At 50.0% G+C, this 20,024-nt stretch carries 1 protein-coding gene (running past one end of the window); it reads left to right on the top strand.

What is annotated here, in order from left to right:
- The first annotated feature begins 218 nt into the window (after window positions 1-218).
- Window positions 219-20,024, top strand: the start of a protein-coding gene (locus QUE60_RS06750) for an autotransporter-associated beta strand repeat-containing protein (RefSeq protein WP_286226492.1). It continues 24,789 nt past the right edge of the window; only the first 19,806 of its 44,595 coding nucleotides appear in the window; it begins with the start codon at window positions 219-221; its stop codon lies off the right edge, out of view.

Genomic DNA, 20,024 nt, shown 5'->3' with positions numbered 1-20,024 from the left:
GAAATTTCCAAAATTTACACATCTCTTTGCGAGCCTCATAAATATTGGCTTGGCCGGGAGGGTATTTTTGAAGCCCCATTTTTGGCAGTCCATTGATCAAAATCCATTATCCTTACGGCTAATTCCAGAAGTTCATTGATTAGCGCCTAGTAAGGGTTTATGAGCTTTTTTGATAAAGCTCAAATCATAAAAAATTGTGTTGAAAAAAGTAAACGTATTTGAAGACAGCTGTTGTAACTTTTCTAACCGGTGTAGTCGCTAGATCTCAAAATTTATTACGAGGTCGCCGGGAGCTTTTTTCTTACGTTTCGCAATCTGCTCTACAGAGCGCAAAAATTTCTTACACGATTTGCAAAAGTAAAAAATTCCAACAGCAATTTTTTGCAATCACTCTGATTTATTCGCAAATCAATTTTGCAGTTGCGCAAACAAATCCAACTGCACTACCAACCGGTGGAAATGTGGTTGCTGGATCCGCAACGATTACGCAAACATCGAATGGCACCACAGCCACGATGAACATCAACCAAACATCACAACGTGCGATTGTGAACTGGGATTCATTTAATGTGGGCGCGAATGCACAAGTCAACTTCAATCAACCCAACAGTAGCGCCGCGATTTTGAATCGTGTCACTGGTGCGAGTGCATCGGTGATCGATGGTGCGATTCGTGCCAATGGTCAAGTGGTGCTAGTCAACCCCAATGGGGTGATGTTTGGTAAGGGAGCACAGGTCAATGCCGCCGCTGTGGTCGCCACCACCATGGATATGGCCAATAAGGACTTTATGGCGGGTAAATCCACCTATGCTGGTAACGGTAAGGGCAAGGTCCATAACCAAGGCACCATCAGCATCAATGACCCCAATGGCTATATTGCCCTCTTAGCCCCGGAAGTGCGTAATGAAGGCTATTTATTGGCCCAAAAGGGAGCTAATAACACTATTGCCATGGCCTCTGGCGAGCAAATTACCCTGGATTTCCGAGGAGATCGCCTTATGCGGGTCTCGGTAGACATCGCCACCTACAACGCCTTGATTGAGAACAAGCGGGTAGTGGAGACTAAGGGCGGCCTCATTGTTGTGGCAGCCGGCTCCGCCCGCAATCTCATGAATTCAGTTATAAACAATACCGGTGTTATTACTTCAAGTAATATGGTGAACAATGGCGGCGTCATTGAATTGGTGGCTGCCAACGTCACCCAAGCGGGCAAGGTGAGTGCCAATGGCAAAGGCGAGAACAGCACCGGTGGTCAGATCAATATCGTCGGTGAACACATCACACTCACAGCAAATTCCGTGACCAAAGCAAACGGCAAAGCCGGTGGTGGTCAGATTGAAATCGGTGTGGGTCAAACAATCGCTACGAACGTGACAAGTGCACCGCAAGTCCAAATTCAAACCCAGTTGGCCAGTGCTGCTGTAAGCAACACCGCGAACACCACTGCAGTTGCATCTTCCTCTGTAACTGCATCACAAACCCAAACACAAACACAAACTGCACGCTTAGATCAACACCAAGCATCTGCTCTCACCAAAGCACAAGCCGCGAGTGATGCCAAACAAATGGCCAAGACCGTCACGATTGAAAATGGCGCACGTGTTTCTGCTTCTGCTACCGAAAAAGGTAACGGTGGTTCGATTGTGATTTGGAGTGAAACCAAGACCGCAGTAGCCGGTCTTTTGCAAGCACTCGGCGGCAAGAATGGCGGCAACGGTGGCTTTATTGAAACGAGCTCTAAAGGTGAAGTGCTCTTAGGAAAAACATTTACCGTCCAAACCCAAGCACCCCAAGGACAAACCGGTCGTTGGTTACTAGACCCCATTGATCTCACATTGGATCGTAATGCTGCGCAAGTGATCTCTGCGGCACTCACCAACAACAACGTGAGTATTGCAGTCAACGGTAATACCTGCCCGAGCCTGGGAAGCTGTACGCAAAATGGCTCAGGCAGCTTAACCTTGGCTAGTGGTGCAGACATCCTCAAAGAAGGCAATACGCTCACAACATTGACACTTACCGCATCGGGTATCTTTAATCTCAATGCGAACATTACTGGTGCGAATCTAAACGTCATCATCAATAGCTCGATTGCGTATCTCAATGTGGGCACCACCATCGATGTCAATCAAGTGACGGTGCAAGCCCAAACGATTTATGCCAACGGCAACATCACCGCACGTGGTGGTTATACAAGTAATGCTAATAACAGTAACAACAGCATTCGTGCTGCAATTGAACTCTTAGCGCAAGCGCTCTACATCTCTGGACGTCTATCCACTACACAAACGAGCAGTAATACGAATACATCAACCACATCGACTGCACTCACCATCAATGGCACTGTGGTGCGCCGTGAAGATTTACCGCAATACCTCACACAACAAAACAATACATTCGATCTCAATGAGATTGTGTATGCGACGATCGCTGCGAATGATGCGAATATCACCAACGCGCACAGTAATGTGATTGAGCTATTTGCAACTCAAACAATTACTGCTACCAATACAGCAGAAATCCGTGCGAACGGAACAAATGGCGGTGCGATTTATTTCAATGCCCCGCAAGTCAACACCCAAAATGGGTCTTTAATCCAGGCCCATGGTAATAACGGGCCCGGTGGGGTGATTGCCTTTACCGGAAATCAAATGAATTTAGCTGGAACCGCAACTGCCAATGGAAGCAGTGGAGGTTCTGTTGCCATTTCTGGTGATACAGCAACACTCGATAGTGGCGCATTCATCCAAACCAATGGTAGCGTGGGCCCTGGCGGTACGATTTCCATCGATATTGAGAATCATTTGCAAATCAATAGTGCGCAATTGCAAGCGAATGGCGCTACCGATGGTGGATCCATCCGGATACTCAGCCGCGCAGGCAACTTAAATCTCTTCGATTCAGTAGTTCAGACCAATGGCTCAAATGGTCGCGGTGGAAGTATTGGCATTTCAGCTTTCGATCAAACCATTTTTAGTAACGCAACAGTAGAAGCGAATGGTTTTATTCAAGGCGGAACAATCTTATTAGGCAATGATGCAGAAAACGGCACATTGCCTTTTTCTATTTATGCAAGCTTTGATCCATCTACCCGCATCAGTACATTAGCGACGAGTGTAAACGGAGTGGGTGGCTTTATTGAAACTTCAGGCCAAACCATTTATCTCCTTGCGAGTATTAATGCTGGGCGCGGCGGAATGTGGTTGATTGATCCTGTAGATATTTTTATTGGTAATTCTGCAAACCATAGCATCCTTAACACAGCCATTAATACCGCACTAGTAAGCTCGAATGTAACAATCAATTCATTTGGAAGTGGATCATGTACCGGAGTTTCTTGCTTTCAGACAACGCCACCAGATTGGAGCGGCGATATTTGGCTTCTGGGGTCTATAGACAAAACAGGGAGTAGTCCAACTACCCTTACTTTGACTGCAGCAAGAAGCATTTTAATTAATGCGCCTATCACTAATTCCGGGACAGGCGCACTTCATGTTGTCTTAAATGCCAGTGGCGAGGTTCAAGTCAATCAGCCAATCACAATTAAAGGCAGTTTGGAGGTAACGAGCACTAATCAATTTACAACCGCCTTTGGAAATAACATCACCGCGCAAGCAGGGATTACCAAAGTTGCTGGTGGTGGTCGAACTTCGTTAGGCGGAAATCTAACAACCAGTAATGCAGCTATTAATATCAATAGTGATTTATTGATACGTAATAACCTTTCGCTGAATACATCTGGAGGGGCCATCAATGTTACGGGTACGGTCACTAGTATCACAACTGCAGTTGACACCTTCACAAGCTCTGGAACCTTCAACAGGCCCGGCGTAACTGACATCGAACTATTAGTAATTGGTGGCGGCGGCTCGGGTGGCGGCTCTGTAGGAGGCGGTGGAGGTGCGGGTGGGGTGATTTACTACTCTACTACAGTAATCAGTAACACAACCCACACCATCACGGTAGGTGCGGGTGGAGCAGGAGTTTCTCGTGATTTACCTGGAAGTAATGGCGGTAGCTCGATCGCTTTTGGAATCACTGCACTAGGTGGGGGAGGTGGTAGCGCAATTCCGCCATCAACTAGTGGCTTTAGTGCTGGATCTGGTGGCTCTGGTGGTGGTGGCGGCGGATATTGGGGTATCTACACCGCAAGAGGTTCCAATAATATTATCCAGGGTAACTCTGGAGGTCAATATATTGGAAATTCCAATGCCAGTGGTGTTGCTGCCACGGCTGGAGGGGGTGGTGCACTTGGACGGGGTGGAGATGCAACTCTAGGTCAAGGCGGTACCGGTGGTGATGGCATTTTTTATGCTATCACTGGGTCCTCAACTCTTTATGCAACGGGTGGAGGTGCGTTAGGAGACTCATCTTGGATTACTGCTGGTGGCAATAATAGTGCGCATAATAATGCTGGACATGATGGATGGAGTGGTGCTGCGCCTACTATTACCGCCAACAGAGGTTCTGGGGGAGGGGGGCAATGGGCTCACGCATCCGCGAACCCTAGTCAATCAGGTTCGGCGGGTATTGTTGTTGTACGTTATGCAACCTCCGGGGGATCGACTCTTACACTAGATTCGGGTTCTGGGGCAGTCTCAATTCAAGGTAATATTTCTGGCGCAACCAGTATTGTAAAAAATGGTTCTGGAGTGGCCACCCTCTCCGGCCCCAACACCTACAGCGGCACCACCACTATTTCAGCTGGAACATTAACGATTACCGGAACATTGGGTGGTGGAAATTACGCAGGTGCCATTTCAAACTCAGGCACTCTCATAATTAATTCAAGCTCAAACCAGATACTGAGTGGCGTTATTTCTGGTACAGGAAGCTTGACTAAATCCGGTTCAGGCACTCTATCGCTCACCGGAAATAATACTTATAGCGGTGGAACAACTGTATCTACTGGAACGATTGGCGTTTATCACAACAACGCATTAGGCTCCGCCTCTGTAGCGATGGCCGATGGCACAACTCTATTGTTAGGACGCGCACTGACAACCGTTGCTAACAATATTGCCTTAACTGGTTCAGTCACAGTTGATCTTGATACCGCAGTGGAATATTTGATCGTTGCTGGTGGAGGTGGGGGTGGTGGCGGTATTGGTGGCGGCGGTGGTGCCGGTGAGTTTATTCAGGGATCTGTTGTTCTTTCGAATGGTGATAATCTGATTACAGTCGGTGCTGGAGGTGGTAGCGCACATAACGCTAATGGTCAATCCGGTTCGAATAGTACTGCCTTTGGCATAACGGCCAATGGCGGGGGCGGCGGTGGCGGTTATGCACTGAGCGGATTACCGGGAGGCTCGGGCGGCGGTGCTGGATCGGATTTGGCCAGCGCAACTGGTGGCGCATCAATCAAGTTAGGTGGCGGCTTAGGAAATCCCGGCGGTGATTTTGCAACAAATTATCTTGGTGGTGGACCCAATGCAATATCGTCAGGCGGTGGCGGCGCTGGTAGTGCTGGGGTGCGCGCTGCAGGAACTACTCAAACCGGTGGAAATGGCGGCTCTGGGGTTAGCAGTACCATCTCTGGAAGTTTGCAATTCTATGCTGGCGGGGGCGGAGGTGGCATTAATGGAGATCCAGCCGCTACATCCGCCGGTTCTACAGGAGAGGGTGGTAGTGGCGTAGGTGGTAATGGGGGAGCTAAATCTTCAAATGCTGCTTTAAGAGCGGGGGGAGATGCTGTTAATGGAACAGGCTCAGGCGGTGGCGGTGCTAGTAACGCAAGTTTAGGAGGACGTGGCGGCTCCGGAATTGTGATTGCCCGCTACCTTGGTGCCACTGCCGGTTCTGGCGGCAATACTCTAGCTGCTGGGAACGGACTCGCTGCGGGCTATACGGTGCACACCTTTACGAGTAGCGGCACGCTTACGCTTAATGCTATCGCCCCAGTTCTCAGCGGAAATATTACTGGCACAGGTAACCTCACCGTAGATGCAACCGGTGGCACGATTTCATTGACCGGTACCAATGCCTATGCCAATACGACGATTAGTGGTGGCACTCTTAATATAGGCAATAACACTACTGCGGGTACCTTGGGCTCTGGCACCGTAACAAACAATGCCGCTTTAGTATTGCAGCGTTCCAATGACTTTGCTGTCGCCAATAACATCAGTGGTACTGGTGCGTTAACTAAGTTAGGGACTGGAGTGGCCACTCTTACGGGGACTAATTCTTACGGTGGTGATACAACTATTTCTGCTGGCACATTAGCAATCGGCGGCTCAGGAACGTTGGGCTCTGGAAATTATGCAGGCAATATTTCCATCGCCAACACCAATGACGGCACTTTGCAATATGCATCAAGCGCAACGCAAACCCTCTCGGGAATATTAAGTGGCACGGGTGCTCTTACCGTCTCTGGAAGTGGGACATTAATACTGACAAATACAAATACTTACACAGGCATCACAACGATCTCCGGCGGTATTTTGTCGATTAGTGCCGATAGCAATTTAGGAGCTGCGCCTGCATCAACCACGGCAACTGCCATCACATTAAGTGGTGGTACGCTGCAGGCCACGGCAGACTTAACACTTCATACCAATCGGGGTATGACCTTAACAGCCGCGAGTGGTTTAGCTGCAATTAGTGGCGCGCGCTTGATTCAGTCAGGTGTAGTGACTGGCAATTTTGCGCTAACTATCAATGGCGCTGGTCAAACTGGTATGGTTGCACTGACTGCTACTAATACCCATGGCAGTACCACAGTTACAGCAGGGACCTTCGGTCTCTATAACAATACAGCGGCTGGTAGCGGTGCAATAGCAATGGCCAATGGTACTACTCTGTTATTAGGCCGCGCAGTGACAACCGTTAGTAACAATATTGCCTTAACTGGTTCCGTCACAGTTGCTCTTGATACCGCGGTGGAATATTTGATCGTTGCTGGTGGTGGTGGAGGTGGTGCCTGGGTAGGTGGTGGTGGCGGTGGTGGTGGTGTACTAACTGGAACAACGAGTTTGGTTTCAACAAGTGCTTTTACCATTTCCGTTGGTAATGGCGGAGTTGGTGCTATCAATGCTCCATCAACCGTCTACACAGCTGCAACTCAAGGCGATAACTCATCTGCATTTGGTTTCACCGCAGTTGGGGGTGGGGCAGGAGGAAACTATTTCGGTGGGGCAACCTCCGGGGGATCTGGAGGCGGTCAGGGCGGTAATCAAGCCGCAGCTTCAGGCACATCTGGTCAAGGTAGCGCCGGCGGAAGTGGTGATGGAGTTGGAACATGGGGCTACGTGGCTGGTGGCGGTGGCGGTGCTGGTGCAGTTGGTGGAAATGCCACAACCACTGAGGCAGGAACCGGCGGAATCGGACTGCTATCGTCAATATCTGGCAACCCTATTTACTATGGAGGCGGTGGGGGCGGAGGTGTTCATAGTGGTGGACTTGCAGCAGCAGGTGATGGTGGATTAGGTGGCGGTGGAAACGGAGTGGTTAACTCCGCATTAAAAGCATCAAATGGAAATGCGAACACTGGGGGTGGCGGCGGCGGTGCTGGTCGAGTTAATAACGCTTATTCAGAGGGGGGTAATGGCGGCTCCGGAATTGTGATTACTCGCTACCTTGGCGCTACAGCTGGTTCGGGCGGGGCTCCTGCAGATGGAACCGGACTCGCTGCGGGCTATACGGTGCACACCTTTACGAGTAGCGGCACGCTTACGCTTAATGCTATCGCCCCAGTTCTCAGCGGAAATATTACTGGCACAGGTAACCTCACCGTAGATGCTGCAGGGGGTACAGTCTCTTTATCAGGTACCAATGGTTATACCGGTACCACCACCATTTCTGCCGGTACTTTAGTAATTAGCGGCACAGGTTCATTGGGATCAGGATCGTATGCTGGCAACATCACTAACAATGGCACATTAAGGCATTCCTCCAGTGCAGCCCAAACTTTTTCCGGAATTATTTCTGGATCTGGTACTTTAACAAAAGATACCTCAAATTCAAGCACCTTAACACTATCAGGTGCCAATGATTACACCGGCGCTACCACCATCTCTAATGGTGTTTTACGGGCCTCTCACAATACGGCGCTTGGAACTGTTGCAGGTGGAGTCACAGTGGCAAACGGTGCGGCACTGGAATTATCAGATGGCATTTCGATTGGCGATGAGGCTCTAAGTTTAAATGGCACCGGCATTAGTAATGGTGGTGCATTACGAAATATCAGTGGTAACAATACCTATGGTGGCGCAATCACCTTGGTAACGAACGCAGTTCGAATCAATTCGGATAGTGATACCTTAACACTTAATAAATCATCCACTGCAATTACTGCATCAAATATCAGCTTAACGATTGGTGGTTCTGGAAACACGACTGTTAGTACGATTATCGCTACCGGTACAGCAACCTTAACAAAAGATGGCAGCGGCACCCTAACTTTATCCGGCACCAACACCTACACCGGCAATACCACTATCTCGGCTGGCACCTTATCAATTAATACCGATCAAAGCCTGGGAGCAGTTCCGGGTTCGGCCACAGCTGACTCAATCGTTCTTAATGGCGGTGTTTTATTAGCAACCGCCGACATCACATTAAGTAGTCTTCGTGGCATTAGCCTCGGTGCCAGCGGTGGTGCATTCAGCATGGATAGTTCGAAAACTCTCATCTATGGCGGCATAATTGCCGATGCCAGTGGTGTCACCGGTGCATTAACGAAGGTTGGTGCAGGTACCTTGGTGTTATCTGGACTAAATACATACAGTGGCGTTACCACCATTAGCGCAGGCACTCTCAGAATAGGCTCGGCTACCGCGCTTGGTGCCTCCACTGCTGCTGTCACGATTACCGCAGGTGCCGCACTGGATCTGAATGGTCAAACGATGACCAATACCAATGCGTTAACTGGAAATGGTTCTGGGATCAATAATGGTGGCGCGATTACGAACTCAAGTTCCTCACCAGCAAGCTATGCAGGCGCAGTCAGTCTTGGTAGTGCTACTGCAATTGGAAGTACCTCTGGAGGAATTACGATTAGTGGTTCAATCTCTGATAGTAGTAATTATGGTTTGGCCATAGTGGGCAATCAAGCAGTAACGATGAGTAATAGTAGCAATACCTTATCAACTATTGCATCAGGTACTGGTATCGGCGCATTAACGCTAGTGAATAATGCCAACTTAACGATTGGCTCAGTCACAGTTAATAGTGTGGCTTATGCAGGTATTAACTCAACGGGCAGGATCTCGATTCAGACGACCCGTAATCTCACGATTACCCAGAACGTCGCAACGACTGATAACTCATCAACAGGTTCGTCCCCCGCATTATTACTTGCGGCTGGAAGTGGCAGTGGAGTTGGTAGCGTGACCTACAACATCACTTTGAGCGGTTCTTCTGCTTTAACAATTGGTAACGGCGGAATTGCCAACTTGTATTCAGGCGGCCTAGATGAAAGTGCAGGTTTAGCCACTTATATCAATACTTTGTCACCAAAGTCTTACACTTATGATGCCACCACATCCACGCAACCATCAGCGTTAGGCTATAACGTCATATTCCGTGGCAGCGCACCGATTATTTACCTCACGATTGTGGACGGGCAAAGTAGCACCTATGGAACAGCAAGCGCCTTAAGTTTTTGGTATTCCTCAAGCCCAACCCTTTATGGAGAGAGCTACGTACCAAGCTCTCTTTCTGCCTACAATACTGTTCAAACCTTTACAGCAGGGCAAAGTTCTATTTCACTTACCGGTAGCTTGAGTGGCACGATTGCTATTAGTACTGCGCTAACAGCGACCACGAGTGCGAATACCTATAGCTTAACCTTAACGCCTACGCTTACTCTTTCTGGTTCAACTACAACATTCCAGGCTGGCACCGCAAAGAACTTTACTGTCAATCCCAAAGCCTTGAATATTGGTATTACTAAGACGTACGATGGATCCAATAGCTATACCAACGCTCACTCGTACACTTTAACTGGCATGGTTAATGGTGATAGTGCACCAACGATTAGTTCGGGATCGGCCGCCATTAATACGGTCAATGTAACGAATACACCAGTTGCCTCGTTTGATAGCAATACATTTGCATTAAGTAATAGCAACTACACCTTGACCGGTGGTACGGTCAGCGCTGCAATCACCCAACTTGCCTCCGTAACGTATACGGGTGCAAGCGGTGGACTATGGTCCGCAGGCGCGAACTGGACAGTAACCGGTGGTGTAGCGACTGGCGCCACACCAACTTTGGGTAACGTTGCCACTGTGGTCATTCCAAGTGGCTCATCCGTGACTTATGGCGACGCGATGAGCGGTTTGACGCCAACAAATGCAACCGCGATTACCAATAATGGATCGATCGCCTTCACAAATACGAGTTCAGTGACTTTGCCAAGTGCAATCTCTGGTAATGGTCAGGTGACACTCTCTGGAAGTGCGCCGTTGATTTTGACTGGAAGTAATACGTATGCTGGAGCTACCACCATTAGTTATGGCTCCACCTTGCAAGTTGGAAGCGCTGGTGCACTCTCTAGCAGTTCAGCATATGTTATTGACGGCACCTTAGATCTAGCAGGCTACTCCGTATCCGCCGGATCAATTGCGGGGGCAAGTGGGGGAGTGATCACAAGTTCGGCTAGTGGTACCCCAACCCTCACCGTGGGTGGTAATAATTCCAGTACCACCTTCTCGGGAGTGATTGAAGATGGATCGGCAAGTAGTTTAGCGATCACTAAAGCCGGAAGCGGCGTTCTCACACTGGCGAATGCAAACACCTACAGTGGCCTTACCACCATTAATGCGGGTACGTTAAAAATTACCAATGCTGCTGGATTAGGCTCCACGAGTGGTGCCACAACGATTAACTCAAGTGGCGTATTGGATTTACACAATGTAGTGGTGGGCGCCGAGGACATAACGCTTGCAGGCGGAACGCTTAAAGATGTTACTAGCAGCCTTGCTGGGAACATTACGCTAACAGCCGATAGCACTATTAGTGCGACTAATGCTGATGACACGCTCACCTTAAGTGGGGTTATTTCTGGTGGTTTTGGAATTACCAAAACCGGTCTAGGTCTAGTAGTTCTCACTAATGCAAACACTTATACAGGTGCCACCACGATTAGTACTGGAACATTAAGCCTTACTGGTAGTGGCTCGATTGCTGACTCTTCAGTGGTGACCGCAACAGGTACCTTCGATATCAGCGGCACAAGCTCTGGAGCAAGCATCAAGAGTCTTGCTGGAGCCGGCGCGATCAATCTGGGTGGACGCGTTTTATCGTTAACAGCAGCCAATAGCGATACTTTTAGTGGCTCAATCAGCGGTACAGGCGGAAGCCTCACTTTGGTGTCGGGTACCCAAACCCTCTCAGGAAGCAGTACTTATAGCGGCGGTACAACTATTAATGGCGGCACACTCATTGTGTCCGGTGCTACGGCTTTGGGATCTGCTGCTGCTGCGCTTACCATGAGCGCAAACGGTATCCTGGATCTGCGTGCCGCACTCACTGTAGGCAGCTTGACCATGGCCTCGGGCAATACCGTCATTAATACGACGGGCACCTCGAGTCTTGTGGTGAGCGGTGCCGCAACCTTGGGAAGTGCGATTACAACCTCTGGTTCACAAACTTATAGTGGGGCCGTGACTTTAATCACGAACACCAGCCTCAGTGCAACGAATAGCGGAATTAGCCTAGGCTCAACGCTTGATGGTGCCTATACATTCAGTACCAGCAATGGCAGCGGGGTAATAACTCTTGGCTCAGTAGGAACAACAACACCGTTGACCGGACTCAGTCTAGCTGGAACGGGGGCAAATACTCTCAACGGGGATCTGGTGGTTGCAGGTAATATTGATTTGAGAGGAACTTCACGTTCAACCGGTTTCTCGGCTGATCGCGCTATCAATACTGGTTCGACAAATGGTAATGTAACGCTTGGTGTGGTGAATAGCGCGTTTGGCCTCACTGTTGCCTCGGGAAGTGGAGCGATTAACAGTTTGGCAATTGGTACCTCTACACCACTTGCGTATGTCACATTCACTGGAACGGGCTCCAACACAATTGGCGGCAACATCAGCAGTTATGGGGCAATTAATCTCGGTAGCGCGCGAACCAGCAATGTGGGCGCAAGTTATACGATTAGCTCGGATGGTGATTTAACAGTAGGGGCCATCAATCTCACGGCAGGCTCTACTCTGACCTTGGATGCAAGTGCTGGAAATATTGCTGTAACTAGTATTGCTGGACCAGGATCAGGAAGTAACGCCAACGTGACCTTTAGTAATAGCGGTACGGTGGTCGTGAGTGGCAATATTGCTAGTCGCATCGGTACCCTATGGCTCAATAAAACTGCGGGTAATGTGAGCTTTGCAGGAAACCTGCAAATTAGTCAGTTCAGATCAGATGCAAGTGCCGCCTACAATTTGAGCATTTTGGGTTCGAGCAATTCGATTGCGAGTTTCTCGACCACCACTGCATTTGAAACCACTGGCAGCCTCACGATTGGTGATTCAGCGAGTGACGCCTTTGCATACTCTGGTGGCGCTTTTGCACCCACGATGCCATCTGCACTTAATATCGGTGGCACCATTGCCACCACCACAAGTACATCTGGTAGTGGAGTGATTACTTTAGGAAGCTCAATCCCAGTGACTTTGCATTCGGATTTAACGCTAGATAGCAGTGCAAGTAATGCAAACATCACCGTGGCCCGCGCCATTGCAGGCGCCACTAAGAGCATGACGATTAATTCGGGTACGGGCACCATTGCGTTGACCGGGGCCGTCACTGGAATGGGTAACATCAGTTTGACAGGTAATAAGATTAATTGGTCATCAACTCTCGACGGAACGGGTGCCTTAACCTTAAAGCCAACCACCACTACTAACTTAATTCATATTAATGGCTCGACTGACGCTATCGCTACGATTCTTGACATTACAGCTGCCGAGTTGGCCAATCTGGGAACTAACTTTAGTTCTGTATTATTTGGCGGCGCATCACAAAGCGGCAATGTTTTCCTCAAAGCAAATCTAGCCACCTCCTTACCGACCACGCTTCAGACCTCTGGGGTCATTTACTTAGAGGGTAACTTCACTGGTAGCGGTAGTGCTTCACTCAATTTAACTGGACCAGTACAAATTAGTGCCTCTCGAACCTTGACTGCTTCAACAGTAACATTGAGCTCTACACTCACCACAGTCAGTGCCGCTGCGTATGATCTCGGCATTAGTGGTGACGCTATATTTAGCGGTGCAATCACAAGTGTGCGGAATTTAAGTGTCTCAGGCACAACTTCGATTGGTGCTGATATCACCACCACTGGTACGCAAACCTATACCGGAGCCGTCACACTATCTGGTACCGGCGCAACCAGAACTTTGCAGGGCACCACGGTTACTGCAAGCTCCACCATTGCGGGTGGTGCTAACGCACTCACGATTACGGGTAACGCAGTCTTTGGTGGTGCAATTTCAGCAATTACCAATCTTGGTATCTCAGGCACAACCTCGATTAACGCCAACATCACCACCACTGGTACGCAAACCTATACCGGAGCCGTCACACTATCTGGTACCGGCGCAACCAGAACTTTGCAGGGCACCACGGTTACTGCAAGCTCCACCATTGCGGGTGGTGCTAACGCACTCACGATTACGGGTAACGCAGTCTTTGGTGGTGCAATTTCAGCAATTACCAATCTTGGTATCTCAGGCACAACTTCGATTGGTGCTGATATCACCACCACTGGTACGCAAACCTATACCGGAGCCGTCACACTATCTGGTACCGGCGCAACCAGAACTTTGCAGGGCACCACGGTTACTGCAAGCTCCACCATTGCGGGTGGTGCTAACGCACTCACGATTACGGGTAACGCAGTCTTTGGTGGTGCAATTTCAGCAATTACCAATCTTGGTATCTCAGGCACAACCTCGATTAACGCCAACATCACCACCACCGGTACCCAAACCTATACCGGAGCGGTGACCTTAGGTGCCAATGCAGCCTTAGCAACCACCAATAATGCGATTGCCTTTAGTAGTACGGTAAATAGCGATAGCAGTACACCACGTAATCTCACGGCCAATGTAGGCTCTAGCAACATTACCTTTACCGGTGCCGTCGGTGGCGCCCAAGGCTTGGGGAACATCTCCTTAACCAGCACTGGCACCACCACCTTTAGCTCCACCGTAGCCGCTAGCAGCGTAGTGCAAAACTCCACCACCGGTACTACCGCAATCAATGGTGGTTCGATCACCACCACTGGCGCACAAACCTACGGTAACGCGGTAACCCTAGGGACTGACACCACCTTAGAGAGTTCTGCCTCTGGCAACATTACCTTCTCCTCGACCGTCAATGGCGCCAAGGACTTAACGGTAAACACCTCAGGTGCTACCGTCTTTAGCGGTATCGTGGGCGGTACCACCAACTTAACCTCGATCACCACCGACGCTGGTGGTACGGTCTCCTTTGGTAACAACATCACCACCACTGGCGCACAAACCTATAACGATGCTGCCACACTTACCGCCGCGGCGATCCTCTCGGCTTCTAGCATCACCACGGGCTCCACGTTTGCTGCTAGCACCTTTGCACTCACACTCACCACCGATGCGATCAGCCTGGGCGGTAATCTGAGCGGTACGGGTGCTTTGGTCATTCAACCGAAGACAAATAGCACGACGATTGGTCTGGGTAGTGGTATTACCGCCACCTCATGTGGTGGGGCAGTGTGTACCTTAACCCTTGATGATGCAGAGTTGGCATATTTACAAAACGGCTTTACTGGTATCACGATCGGCAGTACTGCTGGTACGGGAGCCATTGCTTACACCACTTCTACCAATTACACTTTCAACGATCCGCTGACCATCCGCAGCAGCTCCGGCACGATTACTGCAACTAGTGCATTGAACACCGGTACCAATAATCTAACGATCACCAGTGGTGGAGCGGTAAGCTTAGCAGCAATTACTTCCGGTACCTTAGCAGTGACAGGAACAGGCATTACCCTCAATGGTGATATCACCACTAGTGGCACCCAAACCTACACTGGTGCTGTGACCTTAGGCGCTTCGATTACTGCCGCTTCCACAGGTGCATCATCGGCTGGCAACAACATCTCCTTTACGAGCACGATTAATGGGGCAAGAGCACTCACTATTAATGCAGGTACTGGAGCGATTAGTTTTGGAAGTACAGTTGGTAATACCACTGCTTTAACTAGCTTAGCTACCACCTCAACCCATACCTCTGGTACAACCATTAGTGGCAACATCACCACCACTGGTACGCAAACTTACACGTCGAATGTGACCTTGAGTGCTGCGAATAATGAACTCAGTACAACTAATAGTCCAGTAACAATTACTGGTAATGTGATTGGCGGTTCTTCGTCATCAACTCTTATTTTGGAGTTCTTAGGTAGCGGCCAATATAAACACAATGGCACGACCTATACGGCTGGTAGCGGTAGCCAACCCGCTGGAATCACAGTCTCATTCTCATCCGGTGCTTATAGTTGGACACCGTCTGCTTCAACCACTGCTAATCTATTGGTGGTGGGCGGTGGTGGTGGCGGTGGTTTTGATGGTGCCGGTGGTGGCGGAGGTGGCGGAGTTATTTATACAACCTATAGCGTTGTCTCTGGTAGTGTTATTTCAGTCACTGTTGGCTCTGGGGGTACGCGTTCGTCAACTGTTGGTGGACAAGCTAGTAACGGGGGTCAGTCAACATTTGCGAATTTAACTTCCTTAGGCGGTGGCGGTGGTGGTTCTAAGCAGGCAAATGGAGCTAATGGCGCCTCTGGTGGCGGAGGCGGTCACAACAATTCCACCACGTCGCTTCAGCAGGGCGGTTCTGGTAGCTATGCAACCGATGGAAATAGCACTACCTTTGGAAACTCTGGAGGTGCTTCTTATGGACCCTCTGGTGGCGGCGGTGGTGGTGCAAGCTCAGCTGGTGTAAACGCAACTAGTTCCGGCCCTGGAGCTGGTGGCGCTGGTTATTCAAGCGATATCAGTGGGCAAACTGTTGTATACGGAAGTGGTGGTGGCGGCGGTTCGCACGCGGTTGCAGGGGCATCTGGTGGAACCAATGCGGGTACCGGAGGAGGAAATACAGCCGCGGCAACAAATCCAGTCAGCAATACTGGCGGCGGTGGCGCCGGTGGTGGAAATGTAAGCGCTGGTGCTACACCTTCCAATGGGGCCTCTGGAATCGTGATTGTTAATGCAAGTTCAACCGGTACTGGATTGACCATTAACACCGGCAGTGGCGTCATTACCATCGGTGGTAATGTTGGTGAATCCAATGCAATTGCAAGCTTATCTTTAACCAGTAGTACAGAAATTGTCCTAAATGGCAACATCACCACCACCGGTACCCAAACCTATACCGGAGCGGTGACCTTAGGTGCCAATGCAGCCTTAGCAACCACCAATAATGCGATTGCCTTTAGTAGTACGGTAAATAGCGATAGCAGTACACCACGTAATCTCACGGCCAATGTAGGCTCTAGCAACATTACCTTTACCGGTGCCGTCGGTGGCGCCCAAGGCTTGGGGAACATCTCCTTAACCAGCACTGGCACCACCACCTTTAGCTCCACCGTAGCCGCTAGCAGCGTAGTGCAAAACTCCACCACCGGTACTACCGCAATCAATGGTGGTTCGATCACCACCACTGGCGCACAAACCTACGGTAACGCGGTAACCCTAGGGACTGACACCACCTTAGAGAGTTCTGCCTCTGGCAACATTACCTTCTCCTCGACCGTCAATGGCGCCAAGGACTTAACGGTAAACACCTCAGGTGCTACCGTCTTTAGCGGTATCGTGGGCGGTACCACCAACTTAACCTCGATCACCACCGACGCTGGTGGTACGGTCTCCTTTGGTAACAACATCACCACCACTGGCGCACAAACCTATAACGATGCTGCCACACTTACCGCCGCGGCGATCCTCTCGGCTTCTAGCATCACCACGGGCTCCACGTTTGCTGCTAGCACCTTTGCACTCACACTCACCACCGATGCGATCAGCCTGGGCGGTAATCTGAGCGGTACGGGTGCTTTGGTCATTCAACCGAAGACAAATAGCACGACGATTGGTCTGGGTAGTGGTATTACCGCCACCTCATGTGGTGGGGCAGTGTGTACCTTAACCCTTGATGATGCAGAGTTGGCATATTTACAAAACGGCTTTACTGGTATCACGATCGGCAGTACTGCTGGTACGGGAGCCATTGCTTACACCACTTCTACCAATTACACTTTCAACGATCCGCTGACCATCCGCAGCAGCTCCGGCACGATTACTGCAACTAGTGCATTGAACACCGGTACCAATAATCTAACGATCACCAGTGGTGGAGCGGTAAGCTTAGCAGCAATTACTTCCGGTACCTTAGCAGTGACAGGAACAGGCATTACCCTCAATGGTGATATCACCACTAGTGGCACCCAAACCTACACTGGTGCTGTGACCTTAGGCGCTTCGATTACTGCCGCTTCCACAGGTGCATCATCGGCTGGCAACAACATCTCCTTTACGAGCACGATTAATGGGGCAAGAGCACTCACTATTAATGCAGGTACTGGAGCGATTAGTTTTGGAAGTACAGTTGGTAATACCACTGCTTTAACTAGCTTAGCTACCACCTCAACCCATACCTCTGGTACAACCATTAGTGGCAACATCACCACCACTGGTACGCAAACCTATACCGGAGCCGTCACACTATCTGGTACCGGCGCAACCAGAACTTTGCAGGGCACCACGGTTACTGCAAGCTCCACCATTGCGGGTGGTGCTAACGCACTCACGATTACGGGTAACGCAGTCTTTGGTGGTGCAATTTCAGCAATTACCAATCTTGGTATCTCAGGCACAACCTCGATTAACGCCAACATCACCACCACCGGTACCCAAACCTATACCGGAGCGGTGACCTTAGGTGCCAATGCAGCCTTAGCAACCACCAATAATGCGATTGCCTTTAGTAGTACGGTAAATAGCGATAGCAGTACACCACGTAATCTCACGGCCAATGTAGGCTCTAGCAACATTACCTTTACCGGTGCCGTCGGTGGCGCCCAAGGCTTGGGGAACATCTCCTTAACCAGCACTGGCACCACCACCTTTAGCTCCACCGTAGCCGCTAGCAGCGTAGTGCAAAACTCCACCACCGGTACTACCGCAATCAATGGTGGTTCGATCACCACCACTGGCGCACAAACCTACGGTAACGCGGTAACCCTAGGGACTGACACCACCTTAGAGAGTTCTGCCTCTGGCAACATTACCTTCTCCTCGACCGTCAATGGCGCCAAGGACTTAACGGTAAACACCTCAGGTGCTACCGTCTTTAGCGGTATCGTGGGCGGTACCACCAACTTAACCTCGATCACCACCGACGCTGGTGGTACGGTCTCCTTTGGTAACAACATCACCACCACTGGCGCACAAACCTATAACGATGCTGCCACACTTACCGCCGCGGCGATCCTCTCGGCTTCTAGCATCACCACGGGCTCCACGTTTGCTGCTAGCACCTTTGCACTCACACTCACCACCGATGCGATCAGCCTGGGCGGTAATCTGAGCGGTACGGGTGCTTTGGTCATTCAACCGAAGACAAATAGCACGACGATTGGTCTGGGTAGTGGTATTACCGCCACCTCATGTGGTGGGGCAGTGTGTACCTTAACCCTTGATGATGCAGAGTTGGCATATTTACAAAACGGCTTTACTGGTATCACGATCGGCAGTACTGCTGGTACGGGAGCCATTGCTTACACCACTTCTACCAATTACACTTTCAACGATCCGCTGACCATCCGCAGCAGCTCCGGCACGATTACTGCAACTAGTGCATTGAACACCGGTACCAATAATCTAACGATCACCAGTGGTGGAGCGGTAAGCTTAGCAGCAATTACTTCCGGTACCTTAGCAGTGACAGGAACAGGCATTACCCTCAATGGTGATATCACCACTAGTGGCACCCAAACCTACACTGGTGCTGTGACCTTAGGCGCTTCGATTACTGCCGCTTCCACAGGTGCATCATCGGCTGGCAACAACATCTCCTTTACGAGCACGGTGAATGGGGCTGGTGCGAATAGTCAGTCCTTATCTTTGAATAGCGGTTCATCTGGAACGATTGCGGTATCGGGTGCGGTTGGAACGGGTGCTTCGCTAATGACCTTAACAATTGCGAACTCAGGAGGAGCTACTTTTAGTAATGCCGTTACAACCGGAACTGGCATTGTTATTACCAACTCTTCCTCATCAACCCTTATTAGCTTTAATGGCAACCTCACAACTACAGCTTTGACAGTCACGGGTACCGCGAACACTTATAACGTTCGTTTAATTGGCTCAACGAATTTAGTTACCAATGGGGTCACCTTCGCCAATACCGGAACCTTGGTCTTGGGCGATTCGGCAACCGATAGCTTTACTTTTAGTGGCGGCATCACTGCGATAGCCCCAAGTAGCATGACCTTAGCTGGAACCTTTACCAGCGGAAATACCTGGAGTGTTGGCGATAGTAATACAGGAGTTTCTTTAGCGGCGAACACGTCAATTACCACTGCGGCAGCTAATGCCAATTTAACTTTAGGTGGTGCTGTGACTGGGGCCGGCTATACACTGACTCTCAATGCTGGTACTGCCACAATCGCTTTTGGCAGCACTGCTTCGGGTTTAGGGAATACATCATTAATTGCAAACGAAATTGATCTGTCGGGTAGCTTTGCAGGCTCAGGAACACTCACGATTGTGCCTGCCACCCTATCACGCAATATCTCTTTAGGCGCTTCTGATAATTCTGATACGACTGTCCTAAATCTCACCACAACAGAGTTGGGCTATCTTGCGGATGGCTTCTCAGCGATTACGCTTGGTGGTGGAAGCTACACGGGTAATTACAGCTCACAGGCCGCCGTAAGCTTTAAGGACCCTGTAACCTTCACCTCTTCAGGAACGTTCACCTTAAGCCATAACCTTGCAGCTGCCACATCCACCAATGCAGCATTTACG

The organism is Polynucleobacter sp. HIN11 (assembly GCF_030297675.1).
GTDB lineage: Bacteria > Pseudomonadota > Gammaproteobacteria > Burkholderiales > Burkholderiaceae > Polynucleobacter.
This window is presented reverse-complemented; position numbering and strand designations above follow the sequence as displayed.